Here is a 26680-nt window from a genome sequence, read left to right on the forward strand (position 1 = left end):
CAATTATTATTAATTTTCAATCCATTAATTTTTAAAGTAATTTTGCACTTTCATCGACTTTAATATTAACTCGATAATATTTTTTATTTGCCAGAACTTTACCCAATGGAATTCCAATCCTTCTACGAAAGCCCTTTTAAACTGAATTTTTCTTTTGAAAAACTAATTCAGAAAATGGAGTCCGAAGCTTCTCAAAACCCTGATTACGAAGTTTATCACAGGAATATTTTGAATGAAGTAAAACAATATCCTGAACTTACCACAGGCATTAAAAACCTTGATTTTTTCGAAAAAAACGAAAGAGTGATGAAGGAACTTTTGAAGGATTTGTTCCCGCCAATGCTTACGAAAAATGAGATCAAAGCCATTGGTTTCCCTTTTTACAATTTCTTTTTCAATCCGACTGAGCGTTTCCAAAATATCATTGATAAAGCTGGGGAAAACTTTGATATGATTATCAAAGATATGGACCCACACCGTTTCTACGTCATCAGTTGTTGTATTATTTTGCGCAATTATTACAATGTGGAGCTCAATTTTGTGCAACCTTTTATTTTTGATATTCCAAATGAGGAGGGAATAGTGAACCATTATCGTTTCCTTAATAATGTCGATTTTATCGAAATAAATCCTTTAGAAAATGTCAAAAAATTGACGGAAGATGAGATTGCTGAGTTGATGGACAATTTTGAAGATTATGATTTGTGGCGAGAGAAATTTCCACCTCAAAGTTGGGAATTGAAAGGTTTTGCGGTCATTAGTTTCTTTGATGCCACGACAGAAAATGCGATTTCGAATCTAAAAAGCAAACTCATCAATATCGAAGATGATAAAAATCTCAAAGCCGAAATGAACACAGTTTTCCGTTCGATTTTTCAGGTTTCGGATTTGGAAGTTGGCTACACTGCCATTAATATTGAAGAAAATAAATTCGTCAGAAGTCCTATCAATGGGATTATGGAGAGTTTTATCCTTTCCTCGACACCACGAAATTTCAAATATGAAATGCTTTGCGAGAAGAATTTCAATGCGTTGGTAGAATCCAAAAAATTCTTCAGCGTTTCCGATGTTGACCGAAGTTTCCGCGAATTTCCAGATAGCGAAATGGCTAAACAATTTTACGAATCCGGAATCAAAAGTGCGATTTTTGCGCCTATCATTAAGGATAAAAAAATCCTCGGAATTGTAGAATTGGTTTCCCGAAAAAAACAGCTCAACAGCATCAACGCCAACAAAATGGAAATCGTAATGCCCTATCTGGAAGATACGATGGACAGGCTTTACACGGGAATCGAGACGAGAATTCAGGCGATTATTCAACGGGAATATACGTCGATTCATCCAAGTGTTTATTGGAAATTCCGTCAAGAAGCGGAACGACATATCGGATTTTATAAAGAAGAATTCGATTTGCCTTACCGAAATATAAGTTTCCAAAATCTAACGCCACTTTTTGGACAAACCGACGTTCGTAATTCCTCCATTTCCAGAAATTTGGTCATTAAAAAAGATTTGGGAATTCAGTTGGGATTGATTTCAGATTTGATTTTAGCTTTAAGTTCAGAAAATGATTTTGATGGAATTAATGACCGACTGAAATATTATCAGGAATTGCTTCAAACAGACATCAAAGCGGATACAGAAAATATCGTTCAGACTTTTATTTTATCGGAAATTCATCCTTTATTTCAATCGATAAAGCTTCAAAATATTGAGTACAATCAATTGGTAACGGATTATTTCAAAAAACTGGATTCCAGAACCGATATGGTTTACGATTTTCGGAAAAAATTTGACGAAAGTTTGTCAGCCATCAATCGAAATTTAGCCGATATTCTCGACAAAAGACAGGAAGAACAACAGCTTCGTTTTCCATTTTATTACGAGCGTTTCAAGACGGATGGCGTGGAACATAATATGTACATCGGTTCATCAATTGCGCCAGAATTAACTTATGACCCAATCTTCTTGAAAAACCTGAGATTGTGGCAATTGCGTGTTCTTTGCGAAAGTGAATTGCAATACAACCAATTCCGAAAAAATCTGGAATTTTCTTTGGATGTTTCATCTTTGATTTTGGTTTACAGCACTGCAATCAGCATCAGATTCCGAATGGATGAAAAACGTTTCGACGTCGATGGAAGCTACAATGCGCGCTACGAAATGATTAAAAAACGCATTGATAAATCAACGATTAAAAACTCATCTGAACGCATCACGCAACCCGGAAAAATCAGCATTATTTTTTCTCAGGAAAAGGAAAGACACGATTATCTTCAATTAATCAAAATCCTTCAAAATCAAAATATTTTAGAATCTAATGTAGAAGAATTGGAAGTTGAAGATTTGCAAGGAATCAACGGTTTGAAAGCTTTGCGTGTAGAAATTAATTTTGAGGCGGAGGAAGTGGATTATGAGTTTGTGGAAGGAGTTTGATACTTCTCAATCAAGTTATTAATTTCAGAAATTTCTTTATTGTTTTCATTAAAATTAAATTCTAGCAATAGCTTTTCTTTTACTTTGAATAGTAATTCCAGTGATTTGTCTGTGTCTTCCAAATGGTACAAGCAAGAAAATAGATTTTCAAATAAATACTCTGAATCTTCTTTATTTTTTGTGAGAATAAATAAATGAGTATATAAAGTGTTGATATTTAGATATTTATTATCTGAAAAAAGAATTATATCTGCAATTTTATAATGAATCTCTTCTTTCCAATTTAAAATTTCTTTTGAAAAATTTTCTGTTTTAATTTTATTAAAATTATTAATCCATTTTTCAAAATCAGGAGAATGAATATATTCCCAGTGTTCAGCTGAGTCTTTTGCTAGCTTTATTACCTCATTATAGAAATCTTCGAATTCATTGTTTATTTTCTTTTCGAGTACTATTCCTTTTTCATTTACAAAAAAGGATAAAGAGTATCGATTGATTTCTTTAAAAAATGAATAATTAAATCTCGCAAAATATTTTGTTTGATTAGGATGCATTTCTACATTTTCTAATATAACTTTTTTAGATATATTTTCTTTTGTGAAATCTATTCCCAATTCTGTTATTTTTTCCTGTGGAATTTCACTAAACAAAAGGTTTGCAAATTCATTTATAACTGAATTCGAATCAGAATAACTTGAAATGATAATATTTTCAATATTGTTTTCGATTCTCTCAATATCAACAATGAAATTATTTATTTTTTTTAAAGTTATATTTTCTGTTCTTTTTTTAGTGAAGAAAATAGAAATATCAATATATCGATATTTTTTGTTTTTGTAGGTGCCGGAATAAATATTTCGTAAATTATCAAAATCTTCTTTTTCGAATCCTGCAACGGTAATCAATTTACGTTTAAAAAAATTAAAATTCATCTTATAAATTTTACATCGTCACATTCCGAAAAGCCACCATAAAAGCAACCACAGAAGCCAAAATCCCAATCGTGAAAACAGTGTAAGTCAGTCGCAACAATTTGTATTTTCGGTTCAGCACAATTCCGAGATAATAGAGGTCTTTAATCATCGTGTCGTACAGATATTGTCGGTCGCTCATCATTTCCTTCATCGCCCACAAGTACTCTTCCATCGGCATTTTGTAGAAATTCCCGAAGAACAGCAGATTCACTTTTTTCTCCTCGATTTCCTTTCTCGTAAACGTTCCGCTCGACACTTTCGGTCTTGTGGACATTATCGCCAAAATAATACACGCCACACTCGACATTATCATTATAAAAGTCGGAATTATTAGGTGCGAATTGCTCGGCGCATCCAGTTTCGGAATCAAGGTTGACAAGGCCACAGAAATAATCACGGCATTGACGGAAAGTAGAATATTTGCCTTGCTGTCGGCGATTTGGCTCAGTTGCGTGTGGTTGTTCAGCGTCACTCGGAACATCGTTTCAATCCCACGTTCCGGCGAATCCATCTTCTCCAGTTTCTTTTTATTCAGAAGCGCTTTGTCACTATCCTCGGCGTTTTTTTTCTTTTTCTCTTCCTTCATATTTTTAATGTCAGAAAGGATTCGGTCCACATTTTTTTCCTTGATGGGTTGCCAATTTTCCTTCGCATATTTGGTGTAAAATTGATGCTTCGAAAAGAACACAATATTAATTTCCGACCATTGTTGCTTACTGAATTTCTGATGATGAACCTCCTTGATTTCCTGTCTCAAGTTTTCACAAATCCTGAAATAATCATCCGAAGCCAAATGATACAAATCCGCATCTTTTATCACTTCTTCCAGCTGATTTGTTGGTTTATAGAATTTGTCCGTTGCCAAAATCAATGCTCCGATTTTCGCAATTCTTTCTTCCGGAAATTGATGTTGTTTCAAAAAATCTGTAGCAATTTTTCGACTTTCTTCCTCGTGATTATCCACGTTATCCACATAACCCAAATCGTGAAACCAGCCTGCCAAAAGCAGATTTTCCGTATCTTCAGGATTGATATTTTCTTCCTTCGCCAGAATTTTTATTTTCTCGACAACCTGAATCGTGTGGTCAAGATTATGATAAGTATAGACAGACGACAACTTATCTTTGAGCAAATTTTTCGCATAATCTTCCGAGATTTTCAAAATATCCATAAAAGCAATTTGGAACAAATTTAAGAAAGATTGGTGATTATCTGAGATTTAATAAAAATTTTTATGGCGCCTATTTCCGCCCTCCGTTCCCGCTTTTTTGCTCGTCGTTCCTCCTCACAAAAAGAGCTCCACTCAGGTCGGGGCGCAGATTTTCGGTGGTTTAAAAAGTTTTATAGAAAGAAAAATTTTACCACCTTTGCGTTAAAATCCAATTCGAGTATCCGCAGTTTGTCATCAATAAAAATAATCACAAGCTTGTACAAGCGTTTGTCGTTCTGTGAAAAAAAGTTAGTAATTATAAAAATTTACTGAACTTTGTCTTCAAATTTTAAAAATTGAGGTTGTTTAAAGTAAATAAAAGTATAAAATTCATTTAGTAGCAAGAAAACTCCTTTGGAGTTTTATCTGTGTAGAAATAATGTCCAAAACCATTTTGCGTTCCTTAGGAACGCTATCTGTAGTCTTTAATAGATGTTGTTATTGCAATCCTACGGATTGCATTTGGACTAATTTCCCATTGTCTCTACACAGATTCTGCTCCTAAAGGAGCATTTTATAATTTTTTGCGATTTTTTTTACTTTGAACAACTTATTGATTTAATCAAAAAAAAATGAAAAAAATATATCCTCTTTTTCTTTCAATCATCATCTCAATCACTGCCATTTCCTGCGCAGTTCAAAACGCAGATTACGGGAAAAATGCCAAAGATTTTGAGAAGAATTCTGCCATCAAAGACAGCATTATTCATACTTTTTATTTAGTTGGCGACGCTGGAAACCTCGACCAGGACGAAGCTTTTCATAATATGAACACTCTCAAAGATTCATTAGCCAAAGCTTCAGCAAACAGCACTTTGCTTTTCTTGGGCGACAACATCTATCCAGTCGGAATGCCGAAAAAAGATGATAAAAACAGACCACTTGCCGAGAAAAAAATGGATAATCAGATTTCTCTGTCTCAAAATTTTAGAGGAAAAACGATTTTCATTCCAGGAAACCACGATTGGTACAACAACGGCATCAAAGGCTTGAAACGTGAAGAAGATTACGTCATCGAAAAACTAAATGGTAAATCCGCATTTTCACCAAGAAATGGTTGCCCAATCGAAACCCGAAAAATCAATAAAAAACTGACGTTAATTCTCATCGACACCGAATGGGTTTTGGCAGATTGGAGCAAAAATCCTGGCATCAACGAAAAATGTGATTTGAAAACCCGTGAGGATTTTTACACCGAATTCGAAGACCAGCTCAACAAAAATCAAAACAAAACCATTGTCGTAGCAACGCATCATCCGCTGATTACACACGGTTCTCACGGCGGATTTTATTCTTGGGAAAAGCAATTGTTTCCATTAGAAAATAAAATTCCACTACCAATTTTAGCAACCGGAATCAATTTGATACGAGCAACCGGCGGAATCACGCATCAGGATATTTCGAACCAGAATTATAAAAATTTAGCCGACCGACTAAAAACCTTGATTGGTGGACGGAAAAATGTGGTTGTAGTTTCTGGTCACGACCACAATTTGCAATACATCGAGCAGGGAGACATTCGTCAAATCGTCAGTGGAGCAGGCTCCAAAACCGAATCTGCACAAGCCGTTGGAAACCACGATTTTTCCTTTGGTAAAAACGGTTACGCAGAATTAAAAATTTCAAAATCAGGAAATGCGGAAGTCAGTTTTTTTAGTTTGAATCAGGAAAAATCAGATTTGCTTTTTAGAAAAACGGTTTTGGGAAAAGAAGAAAAAATCGCCAAAGATTATCAAAAAAATTTCGCTCCAAATTCGCAGGCTTCCATCTACGATTCGGCGATGACGAAGAAAAATAAGTTCTATGAATTTCTTTGGGGAAAGCATTATCGTGAATATTATTCCAAGAAAATTAATGTAAAAAATTTAGCTTTGGATACGCTTTTTGGTGGCGTAAAAACCGATAGAGCCGGCGGTGGACATCAAACCAAATCTTTACGCTTGGAAACCAAAAACGGAAACGAATATGTCATCCGAGCATTGAGAAAAAGTGGCGTTCGGTTTTTGCAATCCGTGGCTTTTAAAAATCAATATGTGATTGATGAATTTACGGGAAGTTATGCGGACAAATTTTTGTTGGATTTTTACACGACTTCTCATCCATACACGCCTTTGGTGATTGGTGAAATGGCTGATAAGTTGGGAATCCGTCACACAACGCCACAGCTTTTCTATATTCCGAAACAGAAAACTCTTAAGAACTTTAATGAAAATTTTGGTGATGAATTGTATTACTTGGAAGACCGACCGATGGAAACGGAAGAAAATCCAAACAAAGTGGTCGGAACGGACGAAGTGATTCTCAATCTGGCGAAAGACGAAAAATATAAAATCGATGAAAAATCGTGGATTAAAGCACGTTTGTTTGATATGCTCATCGGCGATTGGGACAGGCATCACGACCAATGGAAATTTGAAGCGAGAAAGGAAAATGGAAACGTGATTTACAGCCCGATTCCGAAAGACAGAGACCAGGCTTTCACGAAATATGATGGTTTTGTGACCGGAATTATTATGGAATTTCCGGAGTTGAAACATATGCAGACTTTTGATAATGAGATTGAAAGTGTGAAATGGTTTAACCGCGAACCTTATCCGCTGGATTTGGTTTTTGCGAAAAATTCTGTTCAAAGTGATTGGTTGAAAGAAGCAGAATTTATTCAAAATAATCTAAATGAAAATGATATTCGGCTGGCTTTTAAAAGTCTTCCGAAAGAAGTTCAGGACGATGTTTCAGAAGATTTAATTAAGAAATTATTAATTAGAAAAAAAGATTTGCCAAAATATGCCTCGCAATATTATCATCTTTTGAATCAAAAAGTAATCCTTACCGGAACTGACAAAAAGGACAGATTTGTCATCACGAGATTGCCCAACAATGAAACCGAAATTAAAATCATTAGACTGAAAAAATCAGGCGAAGAATTGCAATCCTCTAAGCTTTATTCCGGGAAAATCACGAAAGAAATTTTGCTTTACGGATTGGATGACGAAGACGAATTTTTAGTGGAAGGAAATCAAAAATCCAGCATCAAAATCAAACTTTTGGGTGGTTTGGATAATGATAAATATTCGGTTTCCAATTCGAAAAAAGTAACGATTTACGATTATAAAAGCAAAGCCAATAATCTGGATAACAAAGGAAATACGACTGTAAAATTGACGGATGATTACGACATCAATCAATACAATTACCGAAATGCGAAATACAATGTTTTCACAACCTTTATGAATTTCAACTTCAACCCGGATGATGCTTTGGCAGTGGGTTTCAACGCAGATTATACGGTGAATGATTTTATCAAAAATCCGTATTCTCAAAAGCATCATTTTACGGCGAACTATTTCACGGGAACCAAAGGTTATGAGTTGGCTTATCGCGGATTGTTTCCGCTGTTGAAAAGCAATTGGTTTTATGGTTTGGATACAAGAATCACGAGTTCACATTACATCCGAAATTTCTACGGAATTGGGAACGAAACCATCAATCCAAAGGACGAATTTGGAGATAGATTCAACAATGTGAGAGCTAAGGAATTTGCGTTTTCTCCATCAATTAATTGGAACAAAAATGCGTCAACGTTCTCTGCGAAACTGAATTATGAAATTTTGAAAATTGATAGAACGAACAATCGTTACATTTCAATTCCTGGCGTTGTGAATCCTGATGTTTTTACCTCGAAACAGTTTGGTGGAGCAGATGTTTCTTTTAATTATGAAAACTTTGACAACACAGCCAATCCGAAATTGGGAATGAAATTCGATATTCGAAGTGTTTACAATATCAATTTGAAAGATACTAATCGTCAATACGCATCCATCGAAACGGGACTTGGTTTTCTGCATTATTTAACAAAAAATCAAAAGCTGGTTTGGTCATCTTACGCCAAAGCAAAATGGCTTCTGGGCGATGATTACGAGTTTTATCAAATGGCGACTTTGGGCGGAAGTCGGGATTTGAGAGGTTTTAGATTTAACCGTTTTTATGGGAAGAATTCTTTCTATCAAACGTCGGATTTGCGATATGAAGTTGGGAAAATCAAAAACTCGATTTTGCCTTTATCTTATGGATTTTTTGGTGGATTTGACTTGGGAAGAGTTTGGGTTCCAAATGAAAAATCAAACAAATGGCACAATTCCTACGGAGGCGGTTTTTGGCTGAATGCTGTGGATGCCATTTCTGCGAATCTTTCGTATTTTACATCTTCGGATGGTGGGAGATTGGTTGTTGGGATTGGTGGGACTTTTTAGTTATCAAATTTTGTGTAACTTAATAATATAAAACCCCTTCAGAGTTTCAAACTCTGAAGGGGTTTCTTTATAAATGACAACTTTACTTCAACTTCAATTCATACAAATTCCCGGTAATCTTCTTATCACCTTCATCTGTCATCAAGATTGTGTTTTCATCTTTGAAACAAAGTCCTTCTTTTTGGGTGTGGTGATTTAATTCAATTTTTTCCACGTTTCCGGAGAAGAAATTATTGCCTTTCCAATTGATGAAAATCCAAACTTTGTCGGAACTCAAAATCGCAACTTTGTCTTTATTTGGGCTAATGTCTGCGCTCGTCACAGCACAATGATTGAATTGGTCACACGTCACAAAACTTCCAATCTTTTTTGCAGGTAATTTCTGAGTCGAATTATTGTCAACTTCATATAAAACCGTTGTTCCTTCAAATTTCGAACTTCTGTTTTTCGTGAAAAGATAGAATTTGTTGTTGTGAATTAAAAACGATTCCACATCGAAGATTCTGTCTTTTTTCTTGGGTGGAAATTCTGTTTGTTCCGGATAATAGAATTGGACAATCGATTCTGCTTTTGCTTCGTTCTTATCCAAATCGGACGCATTTATTTTATAGATCGCAAGATTCTGTCTTTCATTATCATTGTTCCCAAAATCACCGATGTAGATATTTCCTTCATCATCAGAAGTCAAATCTTCCCAATCGTTGTTTTCAACATTGGTAATAGTAATTTCCTTGATTAATTGTCCTTTATCATTAAACCCGAAAAGAACATTTTTGTTGTGATTGTCCTCAATCGTCCAAATCAACGACGAAACTTTTGAAATCTCGCAAGCCGACGCTTCTTTTATTTTTTTTGGTAAAGATGAAATGATAGAAAAATTCTCCTGAGTTTGCGAACAAGAAAATGTAATCGATAATAATGCTAAAAAGGAAAGTGCTTTCATTGGATGAAATTAAATAAAATATAAGACATAAAAAAATGCACAACCATAAAAGTTGTGCATTCTCTATTTGAAAAATTCAAATCTTAAAGAATCAACATAGCGTCTCCGTAAGAATAGAATTTATATTTTTCTTTTATCGCTTCTTCGTACGCTCTCATCACAAAATCTTTGTTTGCAAAAGCGGCAATCATCATAATCAAAGTAGATTTTGGTGTGTGGAAGTTGGTAATCATTGCGTTTGCAACTCCAAATTCGTGAGGCGGATAGATAAATTTGTTCGTCCAACCTCTGTAAGCCGAAATCTTTTTGTTAGAAGAAACAGAAGTTTCCAAAGCTCTCATCGTAGTCGTTCCAACGGCAACAACTCTGCGACCTTCTGCAACTGCTTTGTTGATGATTTCTGCGTTTTTCTCATCGATGATGGCTTCTTCAGATTCCATTTTATGTTTAGACAAATCTTCAACTTCAATTGGGTTGAAAGTTCCAAGTCCAACGTGAAGTGTGATTTCAGCAAAATCAATTCCTTTGATTTCCAATCGCTTCATCAAATGTTTCGAAAAGTGAAGGCCTGCAGTCGGCGCTGCAACAGCACCTTCGTGTTTTGCATAGATAGTTTGGTATCTTTCTGCATCTTCTGGCTCAACTTCTCTCTTGATGTATTTCGGAAGTGGCGTTTCTCCAAGTTCTGTCAATTTTGCACGGAACTCTTCATAAGAACCATCGAATAAGAATCTAAGCGTTCTTCCTCTAGAAGTTGTGTTGTCGATAACTTCAGCAACTAGAGATTCGTCCTCTGTGAAGAATAATTTGTTCCCGATTCTGATTTTTCTTGCTGGGTCAACCAAAACGTCCCAAACGCGCGTTTCAGCATCTAGTTCTCTCAACAAGAAAACTTCAATCTTAGCTCCGGTTTTTTCTTTGTTCCCAAATAATCTTGCAGGGAAAACTTTTGTATTGTTGAAGATGAAAAGGTCTTTCTCGTCGAAATACTCAATCACATCTTTGAAAAGACGGTGCGTGATGGTTTCCGTTTTTCTGTCAAGAACCATTAGTCTTGCCTCATCGCGGTTTTCTGTTGGGTGTTCTGCCAATAATTCTTCTGGCAAATCGAAATTGAAATCAGATGTTTTCATAAAATTTACGGATTTTATTTTGTTTTATCAGGAAAGCCTGATGTTAAATTTTCAGGAGGTGCAAAGATACGACATCAGAAAGCCTTTGTCAAGTAATTATTAATTTTTAAATTTTTAATAAGAATGTTAGTGATTGTTTTATGTTTTTTTGAGAAAATTAGAATTTATATTTGGTGTTTTCTGTAAAAAACAGTTAATTTAGTGCATTTAAAAGTTGTTATTGTCAATTAATTTGCTTTGTTATGAGTATTGAAAACGAAAATCCTGAGAACGAAAATCTAAATTCTGAAGTCAATTCTGCTGAGAATCAATCAGTAGAAGAAGTGACGACGGAACAAGTCTCGGAAACTGAAACTCCAAATTCTGAATCTGAAGTAAATCCTTCTGAAGAAGTTGCTACAGAAGAAAATTCGGAAACCGAAACTGTACATCAGGAAATCGAAGTTGTGGAAGAGAATTTTTCAAATTTATCTTTGAAAGAAGCTTTAGCTGAAATGGAAACCATCGTAAACAAAGATGATGCGCATCATTTTTCTAAACAGTTCAATGCTTTGAGAGAACAGGCGAATCACAAAATTGCCGACGAAATCGAAGATAAAAAACACGATTATCTGGAGCAGGGCAATCCAGAAGAGCATTTTGACAATCATCATCCTGAATCTTCAAAATTGTCTGCGCTTGTCCATATTTACAGAGAAAAGCAGGATAAATTTCACAAATCTCAGGAAGCTGAGCATCAAAAAAATCTTGATGAAAGACTTTCAATCATCGAAAAATTGAAGAATCTTTACACCAATTCTGAGCCTGGAACCAATCTTTTCAAATCGATTAGAGAAGTGAAAGAAGCTTGGGGAAATGCTGGACAAGTCGCAAAATCCGAATTCAAAAATCTTAATAATAATTATTTCCATCATCTGAAAATGTTCAATGAGATGTTGGATTTGAACAAAGAATACTTGGAACAGGAATTTGCTCATAATCTTGAGAAAAGAGAACATATTATCTTGAGAGCAAAGGAATTGTTGGAAGAAAAAGTAGTTCAAAAAGCTTTGAACGAATTACAATATTTGCATAAACTTTGGAAAGAAGAAGCTGAACCGGTTGCAGAGGAATTCCGTGAGAAAACTTGGGAAGAATTCAAAGAAATTTCAAATAAAATTCACGAGAGAAAATCTGAATTGATTGCCGTTTTAGAATCCGAGCAACAGGAAAATCTTGAAAAGAAAAATAAAGTTATCGAAGAATTGAAAACTTTGTCAGCACCTCAAAATATCAATCATTCTTTTTGGCAACAGGCGATAAAAAGAGTAGAGGAGTTGCGAGCAGAATTTCTGAAATTAGGACTAGTTCCTAAGAAATTGTCTAACCAAAATTGGACAGATTTCAAACAAGTTTTGAGAGATTTTAATACGGCTAAAAATGATTTTTACAAGAACTTGAAAGGTTCTCAGATTCATAATCTTGAAGAAAAATTAGGTTTGATAAAAACAGCTCAGGACAATATGAATTCTGAGGATTGGGAAACTGTAGTGCCACTTTTCAAAAAACTTCAGGAGGATTGGAAAAAAATCGGCCACGTTCCTAGAAGTCAAGCGAACAAAGTTTGGGATGATTTCCGTGAAGCTTGCAATACTTTCTTCAAAAATTACAGAGAAAAAAATAATGCAACGGGAGACAATTGGAAAGAAAACTATAAGAACAAAAAGGCACTTCTGGAAGAGCTTAAAACTTTGACAGATGAAGAAGGTTCTGTAGAAAAAATCGAAAATATCAAGAATGCTTGGAATGCGATTGGGAAAGTGCCAAAAGATAAATTGTCCATCAATACAGAATTCAACAAAACGCTGAGGGAAAAACTGAAACTCAACAAAATCAATGAGTTTGATTTGAAAGAAGAGAATCTTACTGAAAATCAATTGACTGACAAAGCAAGAAAAATCAAAAATCAAATTGCTGATTTGGAATCAGAAGTTGTTCAGCTGGAAAATAATTTGGCGTTCTTTGGTAATGCGAAACGTGACAATCCACTTCTGAAAGACACTTATGAAAAACTGGATGGCAAAAAAGAACAATTGGAAAGCCTGAGAGTCACACTTCATAACATCATCGCTGGAGAATAAAATTTGAAAATTTTAAAATACGAATCCCCTTTCAGAAGGGGATTTTTTTGTTCAAACTTAAATGTAAAACATTATTAATATTCAAGTAATTAAAAATGAATATTATATAATAAAAAAATGATATTTTTATGACCCCATAATTAAAAATACCATTATGCTGAAAAAATACTTATTTGTATTGTCTGCTTTTCCGATTTTGACACTTGCTCAGGCTCCTGCTGGATATTATTCAGGAACAGAAAGTTTGACTGGTTATGCTTTGAAATCCAAACTCCACGAGATTATTTCTACAAAAACTTACAATTTTCACTATGATGATCTTAAGACTTTGTATGGTCAAACGGATATGGATCACCATTACGATTATGATGCCAGCAATTCTACTTATCTTTTAGATATCTATTCTAATAATCCAACTGGTACAACGGCATATCATTACACGCTGAATAATATTGTAAGTGGTGCAAATGCTGAAGGTCTGGGATGGAATCGTGAACATATGATGCCACAGAGTTCTTTTTACAGTGCTTACCCTATGTATTCTGATTTGTTTTTCGTAATTCCAACAGATGGTAGAATCAATCAGTTAAGAAGTGATTATCCTTATGGAAAGGTCGCTTCTGCAAGTTATACTTTTACCAATGGCTCGAAACAAGGAACCAACGGGATTCCTGGATCAACTTATAAGGAGCGAGCTTACGAGCCTGTGGATGAGTTCAAAGGCGATGTTGCAAGGTCATTGTTATATTATGTTGTGAGATATGAAGGAAAATTGGGGAGTTTTAGATTTTCAACAAATGCAGATCCAACAAAAGATCGAAATCCTCTTGATGGAACAGCGGAACGCGCTTACGAAAAATGGTATATAGATATGCTTTTGAGTTGGCATCAGCAAGATCCAGTTTCTCAGCGCGAGATAGAACGTAATAATGCGGTTTTCAATATCCAGAAAAATAGAAATCCTTTTGTAGATCATCCGGAATGGGTGAATATTATCTGGAATCAAACCCCTGATAATGTTGCGCCATCTGCGCCATCTTCATTGGCTTTGCAAAGGAATTCGGCATATTTTGTAAGCCTCAATTGGCAGGCAAGTCCAGAATCTGATGTTTTGGGCTATAATATTTATCAAGATGGAATATTAGTCGGAACATCTAAAACCAATTCTTTCACAGTCGATCATTTAATGCCGGAGACAACTTATAATTTCGCTGTGAAGGCTTATGACAATGCCTATCTGGAAAGCCCAGAAAGTAATACAATGAGCATTACGACTCTGGCTACTGATGTTTTTGCAAAAGATTTACAAATAATCAAATATCTCGAAGGAACAAGTAATAATAGAGCTTTGGAGATTGTCAATAGAACTGGACACTCTATTGATCTTTCAAAATACAAATTGGGCATTCAGCTCAAGATTAATAATTACTTTTTTGCAGAGCCATTTGAGTTTGAAGGAAAGGTGGAAAACAATGAAAGTTTTGTAGTTATCAATCCAAATGCAAATTTTGGATGTTTTGATGTTTCCAACGCAAAATTCGTTACAGCCTCGCCAGCACTTACTTTCACAGGGAGTAATTATGTAGAATTATCGTTCAAATCTACCACAATAGATGCTATTGGGGCAAAAGGTGTTGATAATACCAATGCCAACAAATCGCTGTACAGAAAGTTAGATGTCATCAATCCAACTTCAACGTTTGACCTTACGGAATGGACTTCGTATGCTTCAGATTATTGCCTTAATTTAGGTAATTTATCAATTAATGATATTGCAAATAATTCTCTTGAATTTAATATTTATCCTAATCCTGTAGTCGAAGTTATCAATATAAATGGAGACATTAGCAAAGCCAAGTCCGCTAAGATTTACGATTTTAATGGCAAGTTGATTAAGGAGATTAATAATCCATTCGTGAACAAAAAATCAATCAATGTTAGTTCATTGTTATCTGGAACTTACATTTTGAATGTTGATGGAAAATCGATGAAGTTTATCAAAAAGTAAAAAGACATAAAATTTTTATTAATGAACTCCTTAATTTTTTTAAGGAGTTTTTTTGTTTAATAATGGCGGTAATTCATAAACTACATCATCGTTTTTATCGATTTAGATTTAACAAATAATTTCGTAAATTTGTGCGTAAATCTAATAGTAAAAAGTTTAAATGGAAATCGTAATGAAAGCGGCTTCTATTTAGAAAAATGAAAGTAATTATGAGTCAAAAGAAAGAAATGCTTTACGAAGGTAAAGCTAAACAGGTTTTCGCTACAGATAAGCCTGACGAAGTCGTTGTACGTTATAAAGATGATGCTACAGCGTTCAACGCACAGAAACGCGGACAGTTCGATAGAAAAGGCGAATTGAACAACGCAATTTCAACCCTTATTTTCGGTTATCTTGCAGAAAACGGAATCCCAACGCACCTTATTGCAAAACTGGACGACAGAGAGCAATTGGTAAAAAAAGTGGACATCATTCCTTTGGAAATGGTTGTTCGTAATTATGTTGCAGGAAGTATGGCTCAGAGATTGGGAGTAGAAGAAGGTTTGAAATCACCAGTTACCATTTTTGATCTTTGCTACAAAAAAGACGAATTAGGAGATCCGCTGATTAACGATCATCACGCTGTTTTCCTTGGCGCTGCTTCTTACGAAGAACTGAATGAAATGTACACTTTGACAAACAAAATCAATGAACTTTTGATTGCTTTGTTTGATAAAGCCAATGTGATCCTTGTAGATTTCAAAATCGAATTGGGAAAAACTTCTGATGGAAAAATTGTTTTGGCAGACGAAATCTCACCTGACACTTGCAGACTTTGGGACAAAGATACTATGAAAAAGCTTGACAAAGACAGATTCAGAAGAGATCTTGGCGAGATCACAGAGGCTTACGTAGAAATTTTCAACAGACTTCAAACAGCTTTAGCTAAATAATCCAAAAACCATAAAAATGGATTTAGAATTTCAAGAATATAGCACATTACCGAAATATGCTTTCCAAAACCGCTATCAGGAATTCGAAGAAACCAAACATCTTTCCAAAGAAGAAAAGGATGAACATTATCCTTTTGATAAAATGGAAGAAGAATGTGGCGTTTTTGGATTGCATTCGACAGAAAATCAGGATACATTTTCACTATCTCAGTTTGGACTTTTTGCGTTACAGCATCGTGGTCAGGAGGCTTGTGGAATTGCGGTTGGTAACAACGGGAAAATCCTTTCTGTAAAAGATGAAGGTCTGGTTTTGGACGTTTTCAAATCGATAGAAGATCCTCAGCAATATATGGGAAGCACCGTTATCGGTCACACCAGATATACGACTGCGGGAGACAAAAAGAAATACAACTTTCAACCGTTCTTTGCAAAGAATGAATACGATCAAATCATCCTTTCCATCGCTCACAACGGAAATCTTACCAATGCAAAACAACTCAGAAAAGAATTGGAAGATGAAGGTGTAGTTTTCCGTGCAACTTCTGACACCGAGGTTATTTTAAGATTAATTCAAAAAAATCTTGACCTTGGACTTCGTGGCGCAATCAAAGCGACGATGGAAAAGATTGAAGGTGCCTATTCTGTAGTTGGACTTACAAGAAATAAATTTTTCGCTTTCCGAGATTTCAACGGGATCAGACCTTTGGTTTTGGGTGCGGTAGATGAGAATACATTTGTTGTAGCTTCAGAGAGTTGTGCGTTGGATGGAGTAGGAGCACAATATGTGCGTGATGTTTTGCCTGGCGAAATCATTTATACGAATGATAATGAGAAAGGTTTGCAGTCTTACATTGTGAAAGACGACTGTGTCAACAAAATCTGTGCGTTCGAGTACATTTATTTCGCAAGACCAGATTCTACTTTGGAAGGCATCAACGTTCATGAAGTGCGTGAAAAATCCGGAATGAAAATTTGGGAACAAGCGCCTGTCGACGCCGATATTGTGATTGGTGTTCCAGATTCTGGAGTTCCTGCCGCGATTGGTTTTTCCAAGGCTTCTGGCATTCCATTCAGACCGGTTTTGATCAAGAACAGATATATTGGACGTTCGTTCATTATTCCGTCTCAGGAGATGAGGGAACATTTGGTAAACCTAAAACTGAATCCAATCGTTTCCGAGATCAAAGGTAAAAGAGTCGTAATCATAGATGATTCTATCGTTCGTGGAACAACTTCCAAACGTTTGGTTAAGATTCTTAAAAACGCAGGTGTAAAGGAAATCCACTTCAGAAGTGTGTCTCCGCCAATTATTGCGCCTTGTTTCTTAGGAATTGATACGCCGACGAAGGACGATCTGATTTCTGCCAATATGAACAAAGAAGAGCTCAGGAAATATCTTGATGTTGATAGTTTAGAATTTTTAACTGTCGATAATCTCATTAATATTTTAGGTTCGCCCAATCATTGTTTCGGTTGTTTTACAGAGAAATATCCAGTGCAAAATCCAGATGAGTTGGCATTTGTAGATCAAGGTGATTAAAATTTGGGCAGCTTTTTCCGCCTTCCACTCCCAATCTTTTTTGCAGACGATTTCAGTTTAAATACAACTTTAGCAAAAAGCAAAAAAGGATTTCCGTTCAAGTCGGGCTGCGGGATTTGTTAAATGATCAAGTTACCTAAGCAAGTTTAACGTAGGTCAAATAATATAAAACCACCAAAACGAGATTATCGTTTTGGTGGTTTTATATTATTTTCAAATTTTGAGGAACAAAAACAAAAAACCCTGCCGAAGCAGGGTAAAAACTAATAACCATGAAAACTCAAATTAAACATGAGAATCGAATATTAAGTAGCAAACTGTGTGCCAAAAAATATCTTTTCCCAGAAAAGAATTTCCGAGAGCAAATGTAACAAAAAAATATTGTAAATTTGCACTTCTTTAAAACAAAAATTAAAATAATGTCAGGAAAAATCACATTTACCATGATCAAGCCAGATGCAGTTGCAGACGGACACATTGGTGCGATCCTTGGAAAAATCAGTGAAGCTGGTTTTAAAATCAAAGCTTTGAAATTGACGCAACTTACAGTTGCTGATGCTAAGAAATTCTATGAAGTACATTCTGAAAGACCATTCTATGGAGAATTGGTTGACTTTATGTCTTCTGGCCCAATCGTAGCAGCGGTTTTGGAGAAAGATAATGCAGTAGAAGATTTCAGAACTACAATTGGCGCTACAAATCCTGCTGAAGCGGCTGAAGGAACTATCAGAAAACTTTTCGCAAGAAGCATTGGTGAAAATGCAGTTCACGGTTCTGATTCAGACGAGAACGCATTGATCGAAGCGCAATTCCATTTTTCTGGAAGAGAGATTTTCTAATTTCTTCTGAAAATTAAATATAAAATAGGCTGTCAAAACTGACAGCCTATTTTTTTTTATTTCATAGCCCCGATAGAAGTGGCATCCTTTTTTGCTGGGGGAAAAGCCTAGGCAAAAAAGATATAGCGGATAGCGGGAAATAGCTCCAAATAATTTTATAACTTCAATAACTCAATGGTTCTTTCTGGATCTGGAGAAGAGAAAACTGCATTTCCAGCAACCAAAACATCTGCACCAGCTTCAAAAAGTTTGGACGCATTGTCGAGATTCACGCCACCATCAATTTGGATTAGAGCAGTTGAATTATTACTCAAAATCAAATCTTTGGTTTCACTGATTTTTTTATAGGTGTTCTCAATGAATTTCTGTCCGCCAAATCCTGGATTGACGCTCATCAATAAAACCAAATCGACATCTGCAATGATATCTTCCAGCATCAAAACTGGCGTGGAAGGATTCAGAACAACGCCAGCTTTTGCGCCTTTGCTTTGGATTAAATTAATCGTTCTGTGTAGATGAACGCAGGCTTCGTAATGAACGGAAACCAAGTCTGCTCCCAACTCGATGAATTCCTCGACGTATTTTTCTGGCTCTACAATCATCAAATGTACATCCACGAATTTCTTTGCGTGCTGTTGAACGGTTTTCATCACCGGAAATCCGAATGAGATGTTTGGAACAAATCTGCCGTCCATCACATCTACGTGAAACCAGTCAGCTTGGGAATTGTTGAGCATCTCGATGTCTCTCTGTAGATTTCCAAAATCTGCAGAAAGTAGGGAAGGTGCAATAAGTTTTGTTTTCATTTTTACTTAATTAGATATTAGGATTAAGTTTTTAGGATTAAGGTATAACTGAGACCTAAATCCTAAAAACTTAATGGTATTTCAACTTCATTGTTGGTTCGATTTTCAGCAGACTTTCATAGATTAGTTTGATAACATTGCTTACATCTTCTTTGGAAACCATTTCCACGGTCGTGTGCATATATCGCAAAGGTAAAGAGATCAATGCACTTGGGACACCGCCGTTGGAGTGGGCGAAAGCATCAGTGTCTGTTCCTGTTGCTCTGCTTGCAGCCGCTCTTTGGAAAGGAATTTTTTTGGTTTTAGCTGTATCGATAATCAATTCACGGATGGTGTGATGTACGCTTGGTGCGAAGAAAACAACTGGTCCGTCGCCACATTTTTGGTCACCTTCTTTTTTCTTTTCAATCATTGGTGTTGTGGTGTCGTGCGTCACGTCTGTCACAATGGCAATGTTTGGTTTGATGGTGTCAGCAATCATATCTGCGCCATAAAGTCCAACTTCTTCCTGTACAGAATTGGTGATGTAAAGTCCGAATGGCAGTTTCTTTTTGTTCTCTTTCAAAAGTCTGGCAACTTCGGCAATCATAAAACCTCCGATTCTGTTGTCCAGTGCTCGGCAAACGAAATATCTGTCATTTAATTCAAAAAACTCGTCAGGGTAAGTAATCATACAACCCACGAAAACTCCCAATTCTTCCACTTCTTTTTTTGTGGTTGCGCCACAATCAATGAAGATGTTTTCAATTTTTGGTGTTGGTTCGTTTTGGTTTGCACTTCTGGTGTGGATTGCCGGCCATCCGAAAACGCCTTTCACAATGCCTTTTTCTCCGTGGATGTTAACCACTTTGGAAGGTGCGATGGTTTGGTCGGATCCGCCATTTCTAATCACATAAATTAATCCATCATCTGTAATATAATTCACATACCAAGAAATTTCGTCGGCGTGAGCTTCTATTACTACTTTGAAATCAGCTTCTGGATTGATGATCCCGTAAGCTGTTCCGTAATGATCGACCTCGATTTTATCGACGAAAGGTTTGATGTAATCCATCCAGACTTTTTGTCCGTTGTGTTCATAACCTGTAGGAGAGGCTGTGTTGAGATATTCTTCTAGAAATTTAATTGCTTTATTTTCGAATTTCATATGAGGAAGGAATGATTTTTGATGTTAAATTTTGTTAACTTTTTTATGAAGTAAAAGTAATGAATTTTAATAAATTGTTTCCGATTCTTTTTCTGTTTGTTGGGATATTTTGTTTTTCGCAACAAGATACTTTGGAATTGAAATCGTTTGATGATATCCCAAAAAGCAAACTGAAAAAAGATGAATTTGGAAATGAATACTACTACGATGAAGCTCAAAAAGCGAAAATCTACACCATCAATGGCGAGCAGGTAATTGTTTTGGATGAGTTGGTTTTGCGGGCAAATCCTCACTTTAATAATCAATTGGATAGGAATTTTTATTTCTTTCTTAATAAAAAACTGAACCGAGTTTATCCCTTGTTTGTACACGCTTTGCAGCAATATCGTGACATCCAGAGTGAAAGCGCAAATATGAAAGGTTCCGAAAAAACAAAATATATCAAGAATCGACAAAATATCTTGGCTGGAGAATATGAAAAGCAGCTCCGCGAATTAACGACATCTGAAGGACAGGTTTTTGCTAAATTGATGAATCGTGCAACGGGAAAAACGGTTTTCGAAATTATCAAAGAATTGCGAGGTGGCTGGAGCGCATTTTGGTGGAATGTGAAAGGAAATATTGCTGATGTAAGTTTGAAAACACCTTACGATCCACATAAATATAGAGAAGATCTTTTTATAGAATCCCTGTTGCAATCTAATTGGAATCTTGGTTATTTGCAACCATATCCTGGAGCAGATTCATTTAAAGTGAAAAAGAAATAAGTATAATAAGTATTATATATAAAAAGCCTTGCAATTGCAAGGCTTTCTTGTTTGAGGATAATAAATTGTTACAATTCTGTAATTAAGTAATTTTGATATTTCGTTTTATCAAAACTAAAAATTGATGGAGAAAGTGTTTGATTTTCTTTATAATTATTAATGGAAATTACAGCAAGATCATTATTGGTTGAGATTTGTTCCAATTTGATAAGTTTCTTCTGTGGTGTGTTAACAAATAAAGTTACACTTTTTAGACCATTAGCTTTTACAGGTTTCATTGTAATGATGTCCACTGGAATTCCATTAATTGTTTTCTTTCCAGAGTACTTTACATTATAGTCTTTTTTATAAGAGTCTAAGTAGCTTAATGGTGAAAAGTGTGTTTGATTTTCATTTGGTTTTGCAATCGTGATTTCTTTGTCCTCTTCACTGATGTTGTAAACCTTGTTACCATCAAAAATCTGTTCGACACCCATTATTTTCAATTTGTATCGGTTGTTATCGGAATAGAAAATTCCCGTTTGACTTTGGGAATCACTTTTACTTCCTGTTGTATAAGAAAATTTGAAATAAGAATTTTTTTTGCTTTTGTAACTTTTCGTAATATCATCTAAAATAGTTTTAGACTTGTTGTCAATAGTTTGACTGCTTACAAGTAAACTAAAACCTGTAAAAGCTAAAACCGATAAGTATTTTGTTGTATGATTTTTCATTAATATTTGCAATTTTGATAATGCAAAGTTATGTTTTCAAGATTGATGCCAATTATTATGAATGCTAAAGTTTGTTAAGATTATCAAACAAAAAAACCTTTTTAGATTTTTCTAAAAAGGTTTTTAATTTACACTGATTTTTGCAGATTATTCTACAATCAATTTTTGTGCATCAGATTTTCCATTTTCAGTAATTACGACAAGGTAAGTTCCTCTTACAAGACCTTGGGTAGAAACCGATTCTGAACTATTTTTCTTTCTTTCCAAAGATTTAACAGTTTTACCACTCAAGTCGATGATGTCAACTTTTACAGTAGCGTTTCCAACTGTTGGAGCTGTTTTGATGAAGAATTCTCCTTTCGCAGGATTTGGATAGATTCCGAATGTTTTGTTTTTAGCAATGTCATCTGTTGCAAGTACGCAACCTTCCGGAACATCAAAACCGTTTACTTGATCATTAATCAACGACGCACTACCAGCAGAAGCGCTAACGCCTAAACCTCTTCGTGCAAAGACATTCCAAATAAGACAGTTATCTGCACCACCTGCAAGTTCATCTGCTTTTAAAATTGCATCTCTTCCTGAGATAAAACTAGGATTACAAGGTTGAAGTTTTAGACCATCCATTACCAATTGAAGTGTTTTGGCGCTTCCAGAGTTTGGATCTGCAGTTACATCAGAATTATATCCATATTTCTCAGCCATTTTCCAATGCAGATCCCAAAGCATAGTTGCCCAGATTTCTCCAATTGCATGCTGTTGACCTCCGGTTAGATTTGTATTTGCATAAGTATGTGGATTTACAGTCATATCCGTTGTGTACCTGTATTGTCTGATACCTGAAGCATTGGTTGCAGTGTTGTTGGAATAAGTTCCGATTCCTCGTGGGCTAGTGGCTGAAGCATTAGGAGAGTTGGTAAGCATTAATGCAAAAAAGTCAGACCAACCTTCTCCCATCTGTTCAATACTTTGTAAACAGGCATAACCTTGGGATGTAAGTCTGTTGGAGATTCCGTGTCCATATTCGTGAACGATGATACCATTGTCAAAACTTGAATTTTTATATCCCACACCTAAGTCTTTCAAATTAACATTTATAGTTTTACCAGCTGTAAGTTCTGCTGTAATAAAATCTCCTTCTGCTTTTCCAATCATTATAGACGGGATACTAATTCCTGTTACTCCAGATGAAGCCATGTCAACAGCAGTATTTGAATTTGTTCTGTGTACAATTACACCTATAGCACCTGCCAATTGCGCATTTCTAGTTTTAACATCATAAGAGCATCCAGAATGTGTAACAAGTGCAATTTTTCCTGTTAAGCTTCCAGTGGTTAGGGAGGTACAAGCTGTTGGAACAGATGGAATTATGATATCGCCCGTAATTCCTATTTCCATTAGAGGTCTTCCAAATCCAGCAGAACCAGTATTTACTGCTGGGCGCGTAGCTAGTATGGGATCAGTATAAAAAAGTCTAGTCTTTAGGGAAACTCTCTGATTCCATAAAAACATTTGCATTCTTGGAGCTTGATAATTGGATTGTGAAATCTCATATCCGGCATTGAAATTAGCATTGTTGTAACCACTTCCATCGTATGCTTCGGCTCTTACTGCGTCATTTCCAAAACCGCCTTTTCCAAAATTATTTGTTTGAAAGTTCTTATTCGCTTCTCTAAAGCCAAATTTGTACATGATGTCGTGTATCATATTATTGGCATAGAAAAGATTAGTCACTGCTGAACTTTTGTTTTCATAAGCGCTCAAAGTTGTACTTTCTGCAAAAGGGAAATCAAAAGTCAAGTTTCCTGTTGAACTACTTTGAGGAGAGAATCCATTAATATTATTAGTAGCATTATTATCTACATATGCAAAAACGTTATTTCCACTAGTATTGGTATAGTTTGTGTTACCGGTAGAGTGCCAGCCTTCAGGCGAAGCATCTAGATCCCAAGGGTTCGTAACTAAAGCTCTAGAACCAAAAGTTGGAGCTTCTAATGGGAAAGGGAAAACATTGTAAGTAGCATCAGTTATCGCCTTTGTAGATTTTTCTGTTCTGCTTTTGGCTTGTTGCTCTGTAGTGATAACATGGTTGAGTAAGTGAGTACTTTGATCTTGAGAGCCATCTGCAAAATGATCTTCATCAAAAGAACATTCAATAATCATGTTATTACTTTCTAATATTTCACCATTAATAAGACTAACAAGAACGGCAAATGATTTGTTTTCTTTGTTTTCGTTTATAAAAAATAACTGCGCAGGAATCAAACTATTGTTTTTCTCGTAGTAAAAACGAAGGTTGTCAACTTTTTTATCAGTCTTATTCAACGCATCTTCATTCTGCGCATCCCAAGTCTGAAATCCACTGTCAGTAATGTTCAAATGTCTTAAAGCTGTAGAAAGAGCTTCTGATTTGTCAATTTTATCCGAAATAACTGCGTTGCTACTCAATTTTTGGAAATTATTGTTGAAAGAAATTACTTTTCCATCTCTAATAATTGCTTTTGCCAATGACTTATAGATGGGAGTTGTTCCGTGATATTGCTGAACATTTACAATTTTAGATTTTAAGCTTGGAGAATCATCCTCATTTAAGATTTTGAATTCGGCGTTTTCAATCCCTCGAGCACTAACATCAGATTTCATGAAGTTTTTGATTAGGCTTTCGGAAGACTGTGCATTCAGATTGGCAAACAAGAAGAAAACGCCAATGCCTGCGCACTTAGAGAGTTGATTTATTTTCATTATTTAAAATTTATTTTCAATTAAAAAAAAGATTAACAAAAATATTAAAAATTTTCTTTTTTTATGGATTTAATTCAAACAATTTTCATTTATTTGAATTTTTAATAATTATTAATTGTTTTTTTTATTGATTGTGTAATTAGAAAAGCTTATTTCCAATGTAAGCAATATTTGGTTTTTCTTGAAATGGTCTTATGCCTTCGCGGAACTTCATCATATGATCTGCCACTTGGTGGCTTTGCAAATCATCATTGGATTCCCAGATTTCATGGATGAAAAAAACACCTTTGTTTCTGTTGTCTTCAAAGAGGTCATATTGGATACAGCCTTTTTCTTTGCGGGTTTCTATCACGAGTTTTTTCATTAGTTCTATGGCATCCATCATCGAGTTTTCCTTGATGTGAATGATTGCGCTTAAATAAATATTCATTGTATGATTATAAAATTTTTGATTATCAAATGTATAAAAAATTGTCGTTTTTAATTTTTAAAAAATAGAATTATATAATTAATAAAAAAAAATGTACTTTTGGAAAAATTCAAAAATCAAAAAAATGGCAGAATATAAACTATTGCTTCCGAGTATGGGCGAGGGAGTTATGGAGGCAACTATTATCAGCTGGATGTTCAATGAAGGTGATTTTGTGAAAGAAGACGAATCTGTGGTGGAAATTGCGACAGATAAAGTTGACTCTGATGTTCCGACACCAGTTTCCGGTAAAATCATCAAAATCCTGAAACATAAAGATGATGTTGCGAAAATAGGTGAAGCCATTGCGATTTTGGAATTAGAAGGAGATTCTTCAAATGCAGAAGTTTCTGAGGCCAAATCTTACGAAGAGGTAAAAGACCAGATTCATCAACCTGAACCAGAAGTAATCAGTACTTTGGAACAGCCATTATCTAATACATCTACTTCATTTAATAGTCAAAATTCAGATTTATATCTGTCGCCTTTGGTAAAGTCTGTTGTTCAACAAGAGAATATCTCAGAATCTGAACTTAAAACAATTAAAGGAAGCGGACTGGAAGGCAGAATCACAAAAGAAGATATTCTTGATTTTGTGAAAAACAGAGGCAATAAAGTTGAAAATCCAGTTTCTCCAGCGCCACAAGTTTCCAACACTCCAGCACCTCAAAAAGCTTCAGCTCCAGCTCAGCCAATCAGCATCAACGACGGTGACGAAATTATCCAAATGGATCGTGTCCGCAAAATCATTGCAGAAGCGATGGTGAATAGCAAACACACTTCGCCACACGTCACTTCTTTCATCGAAACTGATGTGACCAATGTTGTGACTTGGAGAAATGCCAACAAAAATTCTTACCAAAAAAGAGACGGAGAGAAGTTGACTTTTATGCCAATTTTCATCAGAGCGGTTGTGAAAGCAATTCAGGATTTTCCTATGATTAATGTTTCTGTTGATGGTGATAAAATTATCAAGAAAAAGAATATCAACATCGGAATGGCAACGGCTCTTCCAGATGGAAATCTGATTGTTCCAGTGATTAAAAATGCAGACCAATTGAGTTTGTCAGGATTGGCTAAAGCAATCAACGATTTGGCTTACAGAGCAAGAAATAAAAAACTGACGCCAGCTGATACGCAAGGTGCGACTTACACGATTTCAAACGTTGGAACTTTCGGAAATCTAATGGGAACACCGATTATTCCTCAGCCTCAGGTTGCGATTTTAGCTGTTGGTGCGATTATTAAGAAACCTGCAGTTATCGAAACTGAATTTGGAGATGTGATTGCGATTCGTCAGAAGATGTTTATGTCGCATTCTTACGACCATAGAGTAGTGGACGGAAGTTTAGGCGGAATGTTCCTGAAACACGTAAACGATTATCTGGAAAATTGGGACCTCAATACAGAAATATAAAATCAAAGCCTCAGAATTTTCTGAGGCTTTTTTATGTTTTTCTTTTATCTGGAGATTGTCTGTTGGAAAAGAATGATAAAATCTCAATCTTATCATTCTTAATTCTATAGTATAAAGTGTTGAATTTTAAAATTACTGCTTTTCTAGTTTGCAATTTATCAGAGTGCGGAAAAATATTTGGATTTTGCGATATGATGGAACTAATTCTTTCAATTTCATCGCCCAAATTATCAA

At 35.4% G+C, this 26680-nt stretch carries 18 protein-coding genes; 9 read left to right on the plus strand and 9 right to left on the minus strand.

The features are described from left to right. Positions 1–105 precede the first annotated feature (105 nt). Positions 106–2436, plus strand: coding sequence for a GAF domain-containing protein (locus B0I22_RS03780; RefSeq protein WP_133943322.1), 2331 nt, complete (start codon positions 106–108; stop codon positions 2434–2436). Here B0I22_RS03780 and B0I22_RS03785 read toward each other — a convergent pair. Together B0I22_RS03785 and B0I22_RS03790 are read right to left on the minus strand one after the other, a co-directional pair. Next, positions 2412–3368 (minus strand): hypothetical protein, encoded by a 957-nt coding sequence (locus tag B0I22_RS03785; RefSeq protein WP_133943323.1) that lies wholly within the window; start codon positions 3366–3368, stop codon positions 2412–2414. The two genes, B0I22_RS03780 and B0I22_RS03785, sit on opposite strands and share 25 nt — an antisense overlap. Positions 3369–3378: 10 nt before the next feature. Continuing rightward, positions 3379–4581, minus strand: coding sequence for a Pycsar system effector family protein (locus B0I22_RS03790; protein WP_133943324.1), 1203 nt, complete (start codon positions 4579–4581; stop codon positions 3379–3381). Between the two features lie 611 nt (positions 4582–5192). On the opposite strand from B0I22_RS03790, the gene B0I22_RS03795 reads away from it, so the two are divergent. Beyond that, complete coding sequence (locus B0I22_RS03795; RefSeq protein ID WP_133943325.1) at positions 5193–8870, plus strand: metallophosphoesterase; 3678 nt, start codon at positions 5193–5195, stop codon at positions 8868–8870. 82 nt (positions 8871–8952) lie between these two features. Here the strand turns inward: B0I22_RS03795 and B0I22_RS03800 are convergent, their stop codons facing one another. Both B0I22_RS03800 and queA read right to left on the minus strand, forming a co-directional pair. Next, on the minus strand, positions 8953–9813 hold the full coding sequence (locus B0I22_RS03800) for a hypothetical protein (RefSeq protein WP_133943326.1): 861 nt from the start codon (positions 9811–9813) through the stop codon (positions 8953–8955). An 83-nt stretch (positions 9814–9896) separates the two neighbouring features. Further along, the gene (gene queA, locus B0I22_RS03805) at positions 9897–10946 is read right to left on the minus strand and encodes a tRNA preQ1(34) S-adenosylmethionine ribosyltransferase-isomerase QueA (protein WP_133943327.1); all 1050 of its coding nucleotides are present in this window, start codon (positions 10944–10946) and stop codon (positions 9897–9899) included. 242 nt (positions 10947–11188) lie between these two features. On the opposite strand from queA, the gene B0I22_RS03810 reads away from it, so the two are divergent. The 5 genes from B0I22_RS03810 (at position 11189) to B0I22_RS03830 (ending at position 18385) form a co-directional block, all read left to right on the plus strand. Next, positions 11189–13066: a DUF349 domain-containing protein gene (locus B0I22_RS03810; protein ID WP_133943328.1), complete on the plus strand. Its 1878-nt coding sequence runs from the start codon at positions 11189–11191 to the stop codon at positions 13064–13066. A 154-nt stretch (positions 13067–13220) separates the two neighbouring features. Further along, positions 13221–15074 (plus strand): endonuclease, encoded by a 1854-nt coding sequence (locus B0I22_RS03815; protein WP_133943329.1) that lies wholly within the window; start codon positions 13221–13223, stop codon positions 15072–15074. 209 nt (positions 15075–15283) lie between these two features. After that, positions 15284–16006 (plus strand): phosphoribosylaminoimidazolesuccinocarboxamide synthase, encoded by a 723-nt coding sequence (gene purC / locus B0I22_RS03820; RefSeq protein ID WP_133943954.1) that lies wholly within the window; start codon positions 15284–15286, stop codon positions 16004–16006. A 16-nt stretch (positions 16007–16022) separates the two neighbouring features. Beyond that, positions 16023–17546 carry an amidophosphoribosyltransferase gene (gene purF, locus B0I22_RS03825; RefSeq protein ID WP_133943330.1) on the plus strand — a complete coding sequence of 508 codons (1524 nt, stop codon included), beginning with the start codon at positions 16023–16025 and terminating at the stop codon, positions 17544–17546. A 419-nt stretch (positions 17547–17965) separates the two neighbouring features. Then, entirely contained in the window at positions 17966–18385 is a 420-nt protein-coding gene (locus B0I22_RS03830; protein WP_034965572.1) for a nucleoside-diphosphate kinase, read from the plus strand. Between the two features lie 155 nt (positions 18386–18540). Here B0I22_RS03830 and rpe read toward each other — a convergent pair whose 3' ends face one another. Both rpe and chrP read right to left on the minus strand, forming a co-directional pair. Further along, positions 18541–19191 (minus strand): ribulose-phosphate 3-epimerase, encoded by a 651-nt coding sequence (rpe, locus tag B0I22_RS03835; RefSeq protein ID WP_133943331.1) that lies wholly within the window; start codon positions 19189–19191, stop codon positions 18541–18543. Positions 19192–19261: 70 nt separating this feature from the next. Next, positions 19262–20338 carry a chryseobasin maturation metalloprotease ChrP gene (gene chrP, locus B0I22_RS03840; protein WP_133943332.1) on the minus strand — a complete coding sequence of 359 codons (1077 nt, stop codon included), beginning with the start codon at positions 20336–20338 and terminating at the stop codon, positions 19262–19264. A gap of 59 nt (positions 20339–20397) precedes the next feature. On the opposite strand from chrP, the gene B0I22_RS03845 reads away from it, so the two are divergent. Then, entirely contained in the window at positions 20398–21105 is a 708-nt protein-coding gene (locus tag B0I22_RS03845) for a DUF4294 domain-containing protein (protein WP_133943333.1), read from the plus strand. Positions 21106–21173: 68 nt separating this feature from the next. Here the strand turns inward: B0I22_RS03845 and lolA1 are convergent, their stop codons facing one another. From lolA1 to B0I22_RS03860, 3 genes are all read right to left on the minus strand, one after another. After that, a complete protein-coding gene (gene lolA1 / locus B0I22_RS03850; protein ID WP_133943334.1) occupies positions 21174–21818 on the minus strand; it encodes an outer membrane lipoprotein periplasmic chaperone LolA1 in 645 nt (214 codons plus the stop codon). A gap of 147 nt (positions 21819–21965) precedes the next feature. Continuing rightward, a complete protein-coding gene (locus B0I22_RS03855; RefSeq protein ID WP_133943335.1) occupies positions 21966–24560 on the minus strand; it encodes a T9SS-dependent M36 family metallopeptidase in 2595 nt (864 codons plus the stop codon). 139 nt (positions 24561–24699) lie between these two features. Next, positions 24700–24990: a putative quinol monooxygenase gene (locus B0I22_RS03860; protein ID WP_133943336.1), complete on the minus strand. Its 291-nt coding sequence runs from the start codon at positions 24988–24990 to the stop codon at positions 24700–24702. Positions 24991–25114: 124 nt separating this feature from the next. Here B0I22_RS03860 and B0I22_RS03865 point away from each other — a divergent pair, with 124 nt between their 5' ends. Continuing rightward, positions 25115–26446, plus strand: coding sequence for a dihydrolipoamide acetyltransferase family protein (locus B0I22_RS03865; protein WP_133943337.1), 1332 nt, complete (start codon positions 25115–25117; stop codon positions 26444–26446). The last annotated feature ends 234 nt before the right edge of the window (positions 26447–26680 follow it).

Origin of the sequence: Epilithonimonas xixisoli (assembly GCF_004365655.1) — a bacterium.
In the GTDB taxonomy this organism is placed as follows: domain Bacteria; phylum Bacteroidota; class Bacteroidia; order Flavobacteriales; family Weeksellaceae; genus Epilithonimonas; species Epilithonimonas xixisoli.